Here is a 14,782-nt window from a genome sequence, read left to right as displayed (position 1 = left end):
CTTCGATTTAATCACTAAAGTATTGTCATTGCAAAGAAAAGAGCGAATCCAACTGAAGCAAGAAGTCCAGTAATCATCCAGAATCTCACAACCACTTTGTTTTCTCCCCAGCCCTTTTTTTCAAAATGATGGTGTAGAGGAGCCATTAGGAACACTCTTTTGCCTGTTTTTCTGAACCAGAAAACCTGGATTAAAACCGAGACTGCTTCTGCAACAAAAATTCCGCCAATCAGGATTGAGAGTACTTCTGTTTTTGTTAAAATTGCCAGCGCACCGACAGTCATTCCCAACGAAAGGGAGCCTGTGTCGCCCATAAAAATCGAAGCAGGGTTGGAGTTGAACCACAAAAAAGCACAACAAGCACCACCTACAGCGGCAGCAAAGATTGCTGGCTCTAGTAAATTCAAGCGATAGGCAATAACTGCAAAGAAAATCATTACCACCATCACACAACCGCTTGCAAGGCCATCAAGTCCGTCAGTCAAATTGACAGCATTGCACATTCCAACGAGCAAAATCAGGCAAAAAATTAAATAGAGCCAAGGGATTGTTATTGTTGTGGCTCCAACAGTAAATGTTGTGCTTAAAACCCCTAGGTCAAGAACACCAATTAGAGGGAACACAAGCGTTGGAGCAATGTCAAGTTGATTTACTGCAACCAGAATAAAGAGACCCGCTACAAGAAATTGTAAAATAAGCTTTCCCTTAGGTGACATGCCTTCCGTGTTTTTGTAATGCACTTTTTTGTAGTCATCGACTACCCCGATGAGTGCACCTGCAAGCGCAACTGTAACAAGAGAAGCAATTTTTAAATCGAAATAACCAACACAGATGGTAGCTAGAACGACTGCACCAATCATCACCACTCCACCCATTGTTGGAGTGCCTTGTTTTTTATAGTGAGTCTCTAGACCCTCTTCACGAACTTGCTGGCCAACGTCTTCTCGCTTCAAAAAACGAATGAAACCAGGCATAAAACAAACGGTGAAAGCGACCGACAAAACAAGGGCCGAAAACACTAGAAAACTTGGATAACTTCCGACAAAACTATACAAATTAGTCTCCTTCGCACTATCCGATGCTTGCTATGCCATATCTCTCAATGGCCGATTTCATTATATCGTGGAACACTTCTGTTGTTGTAACCGTGGCTTCAGAACGGGTGATTCCAACATAACAAGTGAGCGGTAATGAAGAATTGTTCAAAAAGCCGCAGAAACCAACGTTGTATGAATCTTCTTTATATTTGCCATCCTCAGCATATTCAGCGGTGGAAGTTTTACCACAAACATCATAGCCATCAATCGCAGCTTTAGTTGATGTGCCGTTTGCCACGACATTGTGCAACATCGATTTAATGCCACTGAGCGCTGTTTCGCTGTAGCCAAGATTAGTGGTGGCCCAATTTGGACGCTCTCCATTTTGAGTTTTAACCATTAGAAAGTGAGGCGTGACAGCTGTGCCGTTGTTGCAAATTGCGGCATAAAAGCGAGTCATGGCAATTGGAGTTGTCGTCACACCTTGACCGAAAGTAATGTTATATCTCGCAATATTTGACCAATTGTCAGGTGATGTCACATAACCTTGCGCTTCTCCAGGAAAATCAATTCCTGTTAAGTCAAGCACTTTTGACTTTTGCAGATTCTCAAAAATACCTTGCGCTCCAATTTTGTCTGAAGCGAGAGAAATTCCAACATTTGAAGACTCTGTGAGAATTGTGTCGAGGCTCATTGTTGTGTCGCCTCGATCGTGTGCATCTTTTATGTAATATTCATCAGCCGCGAGCAATGCAGGACAATACAGTTCATCTTCAGGCTTCATTTTCCCAGATTGCAATACACCAAGAGCTGTCACAGTTTTCATCATTGAACCTGGCTCTAGGGCCTGCGTTATTGGCAAAACTAAATCAGAGCCACTTTCCGATTCACTAGGGTCAGCAGAATTAAAATATGGCGTTGAACACATCGCATAAATCTCTCCTGTAAACGAGTCCATAAGCACTGCTTCGGCTCGATCTCCCTGCACTGCTGCCTTTTCTGCAACAATGTTTTCGACTTCAGTCTGCATGGAAATGTCAATCGAAACCATTATGTCTTGGCCATCTTTGGCTTCTTTGTCAACTTTTACAGATCCTGGAATTGCATAGGTGCCTGACACGTTTCGCTCAACAACATATTTTCCATCTTCCCCGCTCAAAATTTCGTCATATTCAAGCTCAAGTCCACAGATTGCTTCGCCATCATTGTTAACACGCCCAATAATTTGCCCACCAATTGAACCGTTAGGATATTCGCGTCTTGCTTCATTGGTGCAATAAAGGCCATCATATTTGTCGGGGTCTTCCTCTATCAACTTTTCGAGTTCTTCCCCTTTATCAACATCGCCCATTCGAAAAACATAATTAAAGGTGGCATTCGAAAGTGTGAGCTTCTCGAGGTATTCTTTTTCTTCGCCGCCATAAATGTTGGCAATTGTTTTTGCAATGTCGCTTGCATTTTTAATTTTGGAAGGATTGCAGCTAACAGTAATCGAATCGACACTAGCCGCAAGAACGACTCCATTGCGATCATAAATTGTTCCACGCTTAGCAGCAATTGGAATTGTGTTCGTTCTCGTTTCTTCAGCCTGTGCAGAATAAGACGGGCCCGCAATTACAACGAGAAACAAAAGCCTGCCCAAAATGAGAATTAAGAGCAGCCCTAAAACTGCGATAAACCAGCGTGGAGAATTTATTCCATTTGATTTTTGCATGCCAACCTCGCTATTGGTTGGCGACTGCCTTTAGAGATGAAGCAAGAGCAATTGAGCCATCGCTGTTAAGAACACAATTGTCCTCAGTGATATTGAGTTGAATTACTTCAGTTGGCGTGGCCATTCCAAGCTTTGTAGCCTTGTCTTTTAGGGTTGTCGGATTGTTGAGAGTTCCATATTCAACTTCCAACGACTTTCCCTGCTCGCGTGCTTCAGTGATTTGCGAACTCAACTTTTCCGCCTCTTGCGTTGACACAATTGCAGCAGAAGAAAGTGTTACATTTACAACTCCAATAAACGCAAACAAGAATGTGCAGCATGCAAAAACTTTAAATGCAAAAGGCATCGTCTTTGGACGAGCAAGCACTTGCGGCTTTCTTGCACCTCCGCTGAAAATTTGAAATACACTGCGGTTTTTCTGTTGAGTTTCTCGGTTACGAGAAGGACTTTCTTTTAAAGCTGGTTCTGCCACCGCAAAACTCGCATTTGCTCTGCGGGAATATCTGTCATTTGAGCGTTTGTCTTCTTTTAAAGAAGGAGCAGCAGAGCCAAAAACATAAGACGAGTTTCTGGGGTTTCCCCAGCTAGACCTCGCCGACGCAACGCTTGAACGCTGAGATTTGTAGCTTCTGTTTGTCTGTTGAAAGTTTCTGCTCAATTTAAACGCTTTACTTTTAGTTATTTAATTTGTGCGCGCAACGCAACTTCGCGCTTCTTGCACGTGGATTTCTGTCAATTTCAGCCTGAGATGGCAAGATTGTCCCACGAGGTTTGCTTTTTAAAATCGGCTTTTTTCCGCAAACGCAAACTGGAACTTCCGGACCACATGTGCATCTGTCCTCATATTCGCGAAAGGCGTTTTTAACTCTTTTGTCTTCAAGCGAGTGATAGCTGATAACACAAATTCTTCCGCCAGGGTTTAACCAACGAATTGCGCAGTCAAGAGCAGTTTCCAAACACTTTAGTTCATCGTTTACTGCGATGCGCAACGCCTGAAAGGTTCTTTTAGCAGGATGACCGCCACTCCTTCGTTTGGCTGCAGGAATCGATTCTTTGATAATTTCAACAAGCTCGTCACTTGTTGTTATCTTTGATACTTCGCGACTCTTGCAAATGTTTCTAGCAATTTGATGAGAAAACCTCTCCTCGCCATAGACTCTAAAAATTCGCTCTAGAGACTTCTCGTCCCATGTGTTCACAATGTCTTCAGCCTTAATTCCTGCGTCTTCTGTGTTCATCCTCATGTCGAGAGGAGCACCTTCGTGATAGGAAAAGCCGCGTTCAAGTACATCTAACTGCACGCTTGAAACACCGAGGTCAAACAAAATGCAATCAATTCCAGGGACAGGAATGCTTGTGAGCACAGCGTCCAGTTCAGAAAAATTCGCTGGCATCACAAAAATCTTTGGCCTCGTTTCCTCATCTAGCGACATCAAGCGACTTGTGGCATATTCTCGCGCTACACAATCTTGATCAATTCCAATTAAGGTTCCTGAGCGCCCGAGTCGTTTAGCAATCTCGACACTGTGGCCAGCCCCACCTAAAGTGCAGTCGACAAAAATCTCGCCTTCTTTTGGAGAAAGCGATGCGAGCACTTCATTGAGCAGCACCGGAATATGTTCAAAAGATTCAGTCATCTAGCTATCATAAAAGCCGATATTAAATTTTCATGGTTCTGTCTTTTAGCAACATTAATTCATGAAATCAGCAAGACTCTCAGAAAAAGCACCATCGATGTCGAGGTTTTCACTCTGCTCGAGCCTCTCTTCTGCCCAAATTTCAAAATAATTATCGTTGCCAATGACCACGACATTTTTTTCGATTCCTGCAGCTTTGCGCATGTTTGCCTTGAGTGTAATGCGTCCTGCAGAATCGACTTCAACATCATCTGCTCTGCTCATGATGCGCCTGCGAAGATCAAGCTGCTTTTTATTGTTCGTCATGAATTCGCCAGTGGCGTCTTCGACAAACTTTTTAGCCCACTCACTGAAGCCAGCGGGGGTAAAAGCCATCAGATATTCGTTCAGGGGATCAAGAGTGACTACCAAGTCAGGCGGCAAAACCTTGCGAAACTTTGCAGGGAGAGTGAGACGACCTTTTGAGTCGACTTTAAACTCGTGAGTTCCATGAAGCTCGATCTGGGCTGTCGACTTCGGTGACTCAACTATGTCTTTCTCGTTGGCCATTTGCACTTCCCAAGGTATGTTTTGTGGAGTGTTTATTGCTGTGTTTATGCTGCGTTTAAGCTGCGTTAATTCAGTTTTGTTTTAGTGTTCGTTGTTTGAGAAGCAATATTCCACAAGGCTTTAAACCGTGAATAGAATACTAACACAAAATGTGGGTTTTCAACACTATTTTTCCCATTTTGCTACAATTTCTCCCACTTTCTCCCACAACTGCGCTTTTATTTTCGATAAAAAAGTCGTCCTACCTTGAAAAAGCAGGACGACTGTCATTGACTAGTAGTGTTTGATTTATCGATTACGCCAAAAGAACAGAGAGTTCGTCAAAATTGTGGCAAATGTAGTCAGCATGTTCACCAACAAGAATGTCTTCGCTAAAGAATCCCCAGGTAACTCCAATAGCAGTTACGCCAGCATCCTTTGCCGCCTGCATGTCAAAAGGAGCATCGCCAACATAGGCGCACTCACTAACATCAAAGCCAAGCTTGTTTGCAGTAAAAACAATAGGGTCCCCGTGAGGCTTGTGACGTTCGGTGTCTTCCGCGCCAACAACAGTTGTCATGAGCTCATCAATTCCCAAAATCTTTAACCCACGAGAACAAAGGGTTCTCAGCTTAGATGTCGCAACCGCAAGGGTTACCCCCGCATCTGCAATAGATTTGAGCGCGTCATAACAACCATCGAACTTGCGAATTAGAGAATCGTGATGTTCTTCGTTGTAGGCGCGATAAACCTGCATCATCTCTTTTTGCAAATCGGGATCGTCGGTATATTTAACAACCTGATCAACTAGCGGAATTCCAACCTGAGATGCATAAACCTCATCTGGGTAAACTTTACCTAAAACAGTTTGAGTTGTGTGCCTCATCGAAGGCAGAATTAGCGCACGGGTGTCGGCAATTGTGCCGTCGTTATCAAAGATAGCGCATTTAATATTTTTGAGCATAATAACTAAAGCCCCCACTAAACTAAAAATCTTGCTTTTGCAATGTTAACGCAGAATCGAATCGAATTTAAGAGCCGAAACGATTGTTAACATTAGGTAACCCAAGAAGTCGCATTGAGTCACTGATTCACATTTTTATAAACTTTAAAAAGTTGTTTACATCAGTTGCTGTGCTCGTCACCAAATTCAATTAAATAAAATAGCTTCACAGTCTAGAAGTCCTCAAAGGTGCATCGAAAAAGCCATTGCGAAAAAAACGCCAATACAAGCAGCACTTTAACTAATGAGGCCTAAGAATTCTTGCACGATGATGACAAAGTAGCCGACTTCTTGGGATATTTGTCACTTGAATTTAAACACGAAATCACAACTGCAAACAGGATGCATGCAGCCCCTAAATATCCCTTTATGCCAACCATTTCCCCAAAGAACAAAAAACCTAGAATTGCTGATGAAATTGGTTCAAGACAAAACATTAGGCTTGCGTGTTCTGGTGTTGTGTATTTTTGCGCAACCGTTTGCATAACGAAACAAAAAGAAGTGCAAATCAAGGCCATGACCATCAAATTCGCGAAACACAAACCAGAGGAAGGCATGTTAAAAGGTTCAAAAATGATTGCAACCACCAATACATACAAAAATGTAAAAAACAATTGCCAAATACCAACAAGCAAACTGTCGACTTTCTTTGAGTAATGATTAGTGGACAGCACAAGCGCTGCATATGAAAATGCACACGCCAAACACCACATGTCATCAACTGAAAGAGTGAAAGAGTCTTTGATTGACATCAGTCCTATTCCAACAATCGCAATCAGGCAACAAACAATCACCCTTCTTTCAGGCATTTTTCGCGAAAGAATAGCATGGAGAATGGGTACGATAACTACCGAGGTAGAGCACAAAAAACCTGCATTTGTTGCAGTTGTGTTTTTCAAGCCTTGAAGCAAGGTGAAAAAGATGCTCGCATCAAAAAAGCCGATGACCATTGCGCCTTTAATGATGTCAATGTCTGTGTCTTTTAGGCGCTTAACAAAAATTAATGCAACACAAAGAAAAGCAATAAGGAAACGAAACGACGCCATCCAGAAAGGCGTCATTTCGTTTAAGACAACTTTCATAGTAATATACGAAAGCCCCCAGCTTGCACCAATAATTGCAAGCATAATGTCAGCTCGTCTTTGTGTCCAAAATGAACTTTGCACTAAAATAAATCCCTCAGTCTCGTCTCCTAATAAAATTCTAGACGATTACTAATTTTGTTCAAAAAATCAATAGGGATACTTCCACTCCCCTTTGTCTTTGTTTTTAATTCGTTTAATGACTATTATGCCAACTAGCAGGACAATAAACGCAACTACGGCACCCAAAACAAGAGACGCAATAATATCTCCTGTGTCAGGCATGGTTTTGTCTGTTTGTTTTAGGGGTATTTCGTCTGTGGGAATTAACTTATCTACAACTACCCCTAAATCTAAAACAAGCTCGTTATTTAGCTGTTCGCCACTGTCTTCTTCATCGATCAATGGATTAAATCCACATAAACCCAACCCGTTATTTACCTTCGCGTCACTTTCTGTTCCTTCGGTCAATGGATTAAGCCCATCTAGCCGCATTAAGTGTTCTTTAAAAGCTGTTGATGTACTCACGTCCTTGAGTGGAACAAAATTTAGCGAACCAACTTTAGCATCTAAAAGAATCTCTGGCTTTAAATCACAAGCCTGCGCACTCAATCGAGAGCTAGAAAACCCACCAGTTGTTGTTTCTATCCCATCAGCTGGTCTAAAACTATCTTCAGAAATTTTAATGTCATCAATTGTGACAAGCTCCAGCCCTTCATTTGCAGCACACGCGATTTCTTCAAGTCGGTAAGAACCATAGGGTAAAGCTCCCTTGGCATCATTCACACCTCCTCCATCTCCGAGAAAAAACCAAACTCCAGAATTCGTTAAATTGTCAAAAGTTTTCGCACCATCATTTTCGTTAGTGTTCTCAGAATGAAGAACTTTTGTTGAAGAAGTGTCAATTTCCCCATTTTCATCGGTAACTAAAACGTGATACTCGCCAGTTTCGATTAACACCAGACGAAAAGGGATTCCAGCAAGAGGAGCGCCATCGACATCACGGATTTTCTTTAATTTCAAATCTCCTCTAAGCACATCTTCACTAACTACAGAATCTCCCTCTGGGGTCTCAGAATCGGCAACAATCGATGTTTTGCCGCCACCAACACTCACTCTCATGTTGTTGGGGCTAAGCGTTAATCCAGCTGGTGCGCTCGTTTCCTGCACCCAATAAGTTCCAGACGGCAATTCTTCAGAAGTAGCCACGCCTTCTGCATCAGTCGTTAAGGTTGCAACAAAATTCTCGTGCGCCTCGTCACGCCACACGCCATATTCAGCATTGGCAACTGAAAAAAGCTCGTTTGCTTTGTCTCCTTCATCGGCAGAGATTGACTTCTTCAAAGAAATCTTCCCAAATGAATCAACTTTAAATTTCAATACGAAACAACAGTTTTGCGGATTACCAGGCTTTTTCGATGACACAAAGCCAAGAGTGATGCTCTGCTCTTCTTCGTCTACTCCAAGCACCTTGGTTACAGTTCGCATCACCTCACTCCCGCGATCATCAAAAGGTGTGCTAATTTTGCAACAAACGGCTGGGTAAAATCGCACCTTAAAAGGATCTTGAAAATGCCAATTGAAGTTTTGAAGTTGCTCATTTGGACTACCAAAGCCATCGGCTGTTCCAAGTCGGTTAATGGCGTAATCGGGATTGTCTATTAAATAATGTCGCCACGACTCACCTCCGTTCCAGTCAACTGGTCGCGGCAGGTCATCATCATTGTAAAGCGATATAGAATAGTCATATGAAGCACTAACACGCTCCACGTCTGTTGATGAGTTCAGGTCAGAAACATGCTGAGTTGATGGACCCCAAGCAACGTAATCACGAGAAATAATGTAGTCTCCCGAAGTGTCCTGACATGTCCAAGTTACAAACCATTCATCGATCAAGTTTTTACAGTCAGCAAGATTCAGTTTGTCAAAAACAGCTCCACAATAATCAACATCTGAGATTCCGATGCGAACATTAGCCTCCTGAGCGACAGCTACATCTGTTTCGCTAGCATACTCGACGGTAGCATTCATTATGCTCATTGGCGGAACATTAAGCGTTAAAACTCCTGTTAAATTGTCATATGATGCAGCATTTAATGCAGCGAGATTTGTGCCAGAATCGATGTCTTGCCCTCTTTTAGCAAGAGAAGAGTTAGAGCCCACCGCACGCACATTCATCGCTCCATTGTTTAAGGATGCAACGATCGAATTTGCATCCAAGCTATCAGCCCTGCCTTCCTCTACTAATTGTATGTGCGTGACGCCAGAAATCAACGAGCCAACTGCTCTTGTTTCAAGCTTTGAACACTTGGTCGTGTTTACAACACTCAAAGGAAATGACACTTCTTTACTAGCAATAGATTTGTCAGCAAGAGATAGCAATTGGGCTTGCAAACAATAAAGTTCACCATCTCTTTTTTGCCATGAGTCAACATAGGCACGTGGAACAAGTGCAACGCCTCTTTCGCGCAACCACTTCACTCCTTCAACCGACTCTCCAAAGAAATTGTCTCTTGCAAATAAGACATCTACAGCCCATTCATCGACAATTGAATTGATTTTTGGAACATCTATGAACGAACAATAATAAGAAGCATCTCCAAAGTCATACAAAGTAGAAAGAAACTCTTGCTGAAATAAGAAACAATCACCGATTAGACTTTCGTCTTCCATGAGGGATTTGACCCCAGTACCTTCAGGCAGTCTCGAGCAGTCAGCAAAACTAACCTTAACTCGCATCCTCTTCCCTGTGTCGACCAGACCAACGTCAATATACCTTGCTTTTTCACTAATTCCAGCGCCAAAACATTCGTCATCAGCACTTGTGAAGCCAACCATTTCGTCATCAGAATTTCTGTCGTCGACACGCGCGCTGTCAACTTTTCGCTTGCACTTTGATTCGTGTTGTTCAAAACCCTCATTATCACTAGCAGACACCTCAAAACTATCAAGATAAATAGTTCTCTCATCATCAGACGAAGCAACAAAACCTCGCTCTTTAGAAGCATCTTCATGAAGGCCTTCGTCGTCAAGGCTTTCTTCTTCAGGATGAGTGATTCCAATCGAAGACTCGCTCAACTCAGAAAGGCCGCTAAGCAACGATGTGGTGTCAATCTTATCAAGCACAAGCAAATCGTTGGGACTGACCTCTTTGTGTGTTATCAACTCCTCTTCCACTTCCACAGAAACATTCTCACCTCCTCCAAAAGCAAGCAGGGGGACGGCGGTTAAGCAGAGTAACGAAGACAGAAACACCGCAAGCGCTCTTGAACTTTTGAGCCTAAAATATCCTTTCTTCATGTCATCTCCTTCTCATCTAATCCGCCTACGAAACACTTTAGTGTGAACATTCCAAAAAAATAAGAAAGAACTACCCATCAAAAGTGAATAAAACAATGTTGAATACGTGCAGATAAATGCGAAGCGATTGTCATTGAATAAGTGATTAAACTGATGAATGCGAAATGAAGTTTTAGTGATAGAACAGATGAAGATTATTTGTTAAAACAAATGAAGAAAAACAGATTTATATCACGCTAAAGTTTAATCAGTCAAACATGAGGTCAAGGTAAAACAAATAATTTGAAAAATGAAATGCTTTTAGCAGCGAGATAACAAACTAAAGAAAGGGCAACACTTTTATTCAGCATTTTTAGATAAATGCCTGCCAAAGGCATGAAAAGTGTTTAAGAATAGTCGTGCTCAGAGAGCCATTCTTCCATTGCAACTGTTAGGTCATGACCATATGCATCAGCTATTGCGTGTGCTTGCTCACGCCTTAGATTCGCTGTTTCTGCGTCTCCACTCTTCTCGCGATATTCAGCCGCTTGCATCAAGCTTCGCGACATGAATTCAGTCACCTCGGGGTCGGTTCCAGTTGATTGCAAAATGGTTGCGATTGACTCAGGTGCTAGACGCAAGAACATGTCTGCACCAAGGCCAGAGGATTCCCCAATAACATCTTCGAGCATCTCAGCCGCACCAACAAGGTCTTTCTCATTTAGCGCACGTGCACGGGCATCAACAAGCGCTTTGAAAAAAGCAAGTAGCATTCTCATTAAGTAATCTTCCGTAATCATTTCATCACCATGCAAATTTAATGAAGCGAAGTTGTCGCACAACAGGAAATTTTTATCACTAAAAGTTTATCAACAATTAAAACCTAGTCACGACTCATTTATCCCACAGTAAATTCATTAAACGAACATCAACTAAAAAAATTAGTAAGAAGTAAACGATGCATTTTACCGCGACCTTAGAATTCACAGCTTTTATGAACAACCTGCTGTCTTCGCCGCTCAAAGCATAAACCTTGCAAGCAACAACACTCCCAAACCGGGATAGCTTTTTATCTCCAACTTATACTGTGTCTTAAATTTCATTAGAGCCGTTTTTAGCTGAGTGGAAGGATAGCCGTCAAAAGAGTTCCACCGCCAGGTGCGTTTTCAATGTTGAACTCTCCGCCTAACGCAACAGTTCTTTCTCGCATTCCCTCTACGCCGTGGCCACTAGTTTTGCTAAGATTCTCTCCTAGACCAACACCGTTATCGCGAACAGACAACAACACATAACACTTGCAAGAAGACCCACGAATAATCCTGGGAAAGTCAGGCGTGACAATCTCAATGTCGATTTGCACAAAATCTGCCTGAGCATGTTTAACAATGTTAGTTGCCGCTTCGCGACAAATTCCAAAAATTGTAATGTCAACAAAGCTTGGAGTCTTTTGCTTGTCGTAGTTGTGCATGTTGATTTGACAATGAATTTGAGCATTACTGAGGTAATCACTAATGTCGCCGAGATTATCTGTCCCAAGTGCGGGGACAAGATCGGGGCCGTTTTCTGCGTCACCAGGCTCGCGCAAAACACCAATCATTTGCCTGATTTCTGCAAGTGAACCTTTCGCAATGTTTCTAATTCCAGCTATTGTTTCCTTGGCGTCACTTGGAGAATTGTCTATCTGGGCCTCTGCTGCAGCTGCCTGAATTGAAATCGCAGAAAGGGAGTGAGCAGTAATGTCGTGAAGTTCACGAGCAATCGCCACGCGCTCCTCCTCCAGACGCTTAGCAGTGTTAGCTTTAGCCGCTTCTTCAGTCTGTCGCACTCTCAATTCAGCTGAATCCACAAGATCACGCGTTGTTTTAAAAGCAATACCGACGCCAGCTCCTGCAAAAACTAGAGAGAGGTTTTGAATCATAGTCAGATTTGACAACACAGAATGCGGTGTTAACGACGGAACAAAACCAACAACCAAAAATGCAAGCAAGGCGGCAACAAAAGAATCCTCAAGGGGCCTCATTGCGCAAAGAGAAACAAGCGAAACAAGCAAAGGAAGCATAGAAACTGCAATATCATCTCCCTTAAAACTCAAAAACGCCCAGGAAATCAGGCAAAATATAAAACAGGCCCAAGAAAATTTGCGTCTAAAAATGAGAGGCAGAGATGTTGCTCCAATTGCAAGAAGTCCAAACATACTTGGAGTAGCAACGCTAATTCCCAGCATTTTTCTTGTGAAAGCGTCGGGAATAATCAACCCAGCAGTCAACGACAGCTGAGCAAGAGCAATCCCAAAAACACCAAGGGCGATGATTATGTCAACAAGCCAATCGCCCGCCTCCATATCAACGTCCTCATTGATAAATGTTCTCTTTAGGAAGTCAAGCATGTCAATGAATCCAAATCATTTCTTTTAAAGCTAAAGCTAGTTGAGTTCTTTGTGAATAACAGGGTGAGGTGCATAAAACTTTGCTTTAAAAGCATTTCTAGAAACCCTCGCCAAAATAGACATAACAACTTCCCCATCAAAACCAAATGCGACGAACTCGTCAACTGTCATATCCTGAGCAAATCGCCCCCACAAAATTCTGTCTATTGTCGCGTAACTCGCACCAATTTCTTTCTCGTCAGTTTGACCATCCACAAGCTCAGCCGTTGCAGGACGAGAAATAATTTCATGAGGAATAACTTCAAACCCGTCTCTGCTTTTTGATATCAGATTAATCATTTCGGCTAGCTGATAAATCTCAGTTTTCAGAACATCACCGATTGGCGCATATTCACCAACAGTGTCTCCAAACAGGGTGCAATATCCAAGCATCGCCTCTGTTCTGTTCCCGGTGTTTAGAATCTTCCATCCAAACTCATTCGACGCAGTCATCAAAGAAATCATGCGAAGGCGCGCAGCAATGTTTCCTCTCGCGAGTCCACCCAACTCACAATCATAGTTTTTTTCAAAATTAGCAACAAAATCGTCATTAATCTTGCCAATAGGCAAGCCATGGGCATCGATTCCAAGATTATTTGACAACTTCATTGCAAGATCAATTGATTTTTCTGAAGTTGTGTTTGAAGGTAGAATCATCCCATGAACACGCTTTTTGCCAAAAGCTTCCACAGCAAAATAGGCAACAAGAGCTGAATCAATTCCTCCAGAAAGACCGATTACAAAATCTCCTTCATACCCAGCGTCTCCAAAATAGCGTCTTAGCCCTTCAATAATGGCATCGTGTGAATGCTCTCTGTTGAAGTTGTAGTTTGAACGCTTCATTTATCATCGCCTCCGAACTAAAAATAGGTTAAACCCAATCTATGGCTTCAGTTGGGCAGTTTTCCAATGCGTTATTAGCTTCGTCAAATTCATCTTCTGAAGGTTGTATCTCGACATATGCAAGACCGTCTTCCATAGCAAAAATCATCGGGGCAAAGTCAACACATCTGCAGCAACCAATGCACAATTCTCTGTCTACTTGTAATTCTTTCATATAAACTCCTGCAAACATTCATTCAACTCAAATGTTACCAGCTTTTGACAATAGCCCATAACCAAGGAACCTTCAATAGAATGCTGCCAATATACTCTGCTTAACATAAAAAATGACCCCGCGCAATTAAACCGGGGTCATAATGATTCTTCATTTATTGCTCTTCTGAACGCAATATTAGGTTCTTCAATCCTTAAATATTAGAGAAAAGTTTCTGAACTACTCAGCGTAGTTGCGTTGTACAGACTCATCAACTGCAATGCCAGGAGACATTGTGCTTGAAAGAGCAATGCTTTTCACATATTTACCTTTTGCTGCAGCTGGCTTTGCACGAAGAATAGCGTCATAAACAGCGCCATAGTTTTCAGCAAGTTTTTCTGCGTCAAAGCTAACTTTGCCAATGATTACATGGCAAATGCCTGCTTTGTCAGCACGATATTCAACTTTGCCACCTTTGAGTTCTGCGATTGCCTTAGCAACATCATTTGTAACTGTTCCAAGCTTAGGGTTAGGCATGAGATTGCGAGGACCAAGGATTTTGCCCAAGCGTCCAACTTTGCCCATTTGATCAGGAGTTGCAACAGTTGCGTCGAAGTTGAAAACACCTTTGTTGATTTGTTCGGTGAGTTCATCAGTTCCCACAATGTCTGCACCAGCCTCTTCTGCCTTTTTTGCAGCATCTCCCTCAGCAAAAACAGCAACGCGAACAGTTTTGCCAGATCCATTTGGCAGTCCAACAGTTCCGCGAACCTGCTGGTCAGCTTGACGAGTGTCAATTCCAAGGCGGAAGTCAACTGTAACAGTTTCGTCAAATTTTACGTGATCGATTTCTTTTAGAAGCTTGCAAGCCTCAAGAGGAGCATAGGACTTGTCCTCAATTTTCTGAGCAGCTCTATTGTAGAGCTTAGATTTCTTAGCCATTATTTTTCCTTTCGTGGGTCATTCGGGGGCTTAAGTTCCCTACCACTGTTTAAAAATATGAAAAACCGCGCCACGGAACTGGCTCGTGACGCGATAATT

At 42.5% G+C, this 14,782-nt stretch carries 13 protein-coding genes; all 13 read right to left on the bottom strand.

What is annotated here, in order from left to right; genetic code table 11:
• Positions 1-14 precede the first annotated feature (14 nt).
• Complete coding sequence (gene mraY, locus FXZ76_RS02310) at positions 15-1,055, bottom strand: phospho-N-acetylmuramoyl-pentapeptide-transferase (protein WP_079535539.1); 1,041 nt, start codon at positions 1,053-1,055, stop codon at positions 15-17.
• A gap of 16 nt (positions 1,056-1,071) precedes the next feature.
• Positions 1,072-2,751: a peptidoglycan D,D-transpeptidase FtsI family protein gene (locus tag FXZ76_RS02305; RefSeq protein WP_079535538.1), complete on the bottom strand. Its 1,680-nt coding sequence runs from the start codon at positions 2,749-2,751 to the stop codon at positions 1,072-1,074.
• Between the two features lie 10 nt (positions 2,752-2,761).
• Positions 2,762-3,409 (bottom strand): hypothetical protein, encoded by a 648-nt coding sequence (locus FXZ76_RS02300; protein ID WP_079535536.1) that lies wholly within the window; start codon positions 3,407-3,409, stop codon positions 2,762-2,764.
• A gap of 16 nt (positions 3,410-3,425) precedes the next feature.
• Positions 3,426-4,388, bottom strand: a complete 963-nt coding sequence (gene rsmH / locus FXZ76_RS02295) for a 16S rRNA (cytosine(1402)-N(4))-methyltransferase RsmH (RefSeq protein ID WP_079535535.1) — start codon at positions 4,386-4,388, stop codon at positions 3,426-3,428.
• A gap of 54 nt (positions 4,389-4,442) precedes the next feature.
• Complete coding sequence (locus FXZ76_RS02290) at positions 4,443-4,937, bottom strand: division/cell wall cluster transcriptional repressor MraZ (protein WP_079535533.1); 495 nt, start codon at positions 4,935-4,937, stop codon at positions 4,443-4,445.
• A 295-nt stretch (positions 4,938-5,232) separates the two neighbouring features.
• A complete protein-coding gene (locus tag FXZ76_RS02285; RefSeq protein WP_079535530.1) occupies positions 5,233-5,880 on the bottom strand; it encodes an HAD family hydrolase in 648 nt (215 codons plus the stop codon).
• A 290-nt stretch (positions 5,881-6,170) separates the two neighbouring features.
• On the bottom strand, positions 6,171-7,046 hold the full coding sequence (locus FXZ76_RS02280) for a DMT family transporter (protein WP_162273037.1): 876 nt from the start codon (positions 7,044-7,046) through the stop codon (positions 6,171-6,173).
• Between the two features lie 105 nt (positions 7,047-7,151).
• On the bottom strand, positions 7,152-10,301 hold the full coding sequence (locus tag FXZ76_RS02275; RefSeq protein WP_079535524.1) for an MSCRAMM family protein: 3,150 nt from the start codon (positions 10,299-10,301) through the stop codon (positions 7,152-7,154).
• 386 nt (positions 10,302-10,687) lie between these two features.
• Positions 10,688-11,059 carry a hypothetical protein gene (locus FXZ76_RS02270; protein ID WP_147571515.1) on the bottom strand — a complete coding sequence of 124 codons (372 nt, stop codon included), beginning with the start codon at positions 11,057-11,059 and terminating at the stop codon, positions 10,688-10,690.
• 335 nt (positions 11,060-11,394) lie between these two features.
• Entirely contained in the window at positions 11,395-12,666 is a 1,272-nt protein-coding gene (locus FXZ76_RS02265) for a sensor histidine kinase (protein ID WP_079535518.1), read from the bottom strand.
• Positions 12,667-12,702: 36 nt separating this feature from the next.
• Positions 12,703-13,548 (bottom strand): NAD(+) synthase, encoded by an 846-nt coding sequence (nadE, locus tag FXZ76_RS02260; RefSeq protein WP_079535515.1) that lies wholly within the window; start codon positions 13,546-13,548, stop codon positions 12,703-12,705.
• A gap of 28 nt (positions 13,549-13,576) precedes the next feature.
• Positions 13,577-13,762 carry a ferredoxin gene (locus tag FXZ76_RS02255; RefSeq protein ID WP_079535512.1) on the bottom strand — a complete coding sequence of 62 codons (186 nt, stop codon included), beginning with the start codon at positions 13,760-13,762 and terminating at the stop codon, positions 13,577-13,579.
• Between the two features lie 219 nt (positions 13,763-13,981).
• Complete coding sequence (gene rplA / locus FXZ76_RS02250; RefSeq protein WP_079535509.1) at positions 13,982-14,683, bottom strand: 50S ribosomal protein L1; 702 nt, start codon at positions 14,681-14,683, stop codon at positions 13,982-13,984.
• Between the last annotated feature and the right edge of the window lie 99 nt (positions 14,684-14,782).

It is taken from the genome of Phoenicibacter congonensis (assembly GCF_902386915.1).
GTDB classification, from domain to species: domain Bacteria; phylum Actinomycetota; class Coriobacteriia; order Coriobacteriales; family Eggerthellaceae; genus Phoenicibacter; species Phoenicibacter congonensis.
This window is presented reverse-complemented; position numbering and strand designations above follow the sequence as displayed.

Excerpts from the sequence above, each read along its gene's own strand:
- FXZ76_RS02305 (WP_079535538.1), bottom strand. The coding sequence starts at position 2,751 with ATGCAAAAATCAAATGGAATAAATTCTCCACGCTGGTTTATCGCAGTT.
- rsmH (WP_079535535.1), bottom strand. The coding sequence starts at position 4,388 with ATGACTGAATCTTTTGAACATATTCCGGTGCTGCTCAATGAAGTGCTC.
- FXZ76_RS02290 (WP_079535533.1), bottom strand. The coding sequence starts at position 4,937 with ATGGCCAACGAGAAAGACATAGTTGAGTCACCGAAGTCGACAGCCCAG.
- FXZ76_RS02285 (WP_079535530.1), bottom strand. The coding sequence starts at position 5,880 with ATGCTCAAAAATATTAAATGCGCTATCTTTGATAACGACGGCACAATT.
- FXZ76_RS02280 (WP_162273037.1), bottom strand. The coding sequence starts at position 7,046 with ATGCTTGCAATTATTGGTGCAAGCTGGGGGCTTTCGTATATTACTATG.
- FXZ76_RS02275 (WP_079535524.1), bottom strand. The coding sequence starts at position 10,301 with ATGAAGAAAGGATATTTTAGGCTCAAAAGTTCAAGAGCGCTTGCGGTG.
- FXZ76_RS02270 (WP_147571515.1), bottom strand. The coding sequence starts at position 11,059 with ATGAGAATGCTACTTGCTTTTTTCAAAGCGCTTGTTGATGCCCGTGCA.
- FXZ76_RS02265 (WP_079535518.1), bottom strand. The coding sequence starts at position 12,666 with ATGCTTGACTTCCTAAAGAGAACATTTATCAATGAGGACGTTGATATG.
- nadE (WP_079535515.1), bottom strand. The coding sequence starts at position 13,548 with ATGAAGCGTTCAAACTACAACTTCAACAGAGAGCATTCACACGATGCC.
- FXZ76_RS02255 (WP_079535512.1), bottom strand. The coding sequence starts at position 13,762 with ATGAAAGAATTACAAGTAGACAGAGAATTGTGCATTGGTTGCTGCAGA.
- rplA (WP_079535509.1), bottom strand. The coding sequence starts at position 14,683 with ATGGCTAAGAAATCTAAGCTCTACAATAGAGCTGCTCAGAAAATTGAG.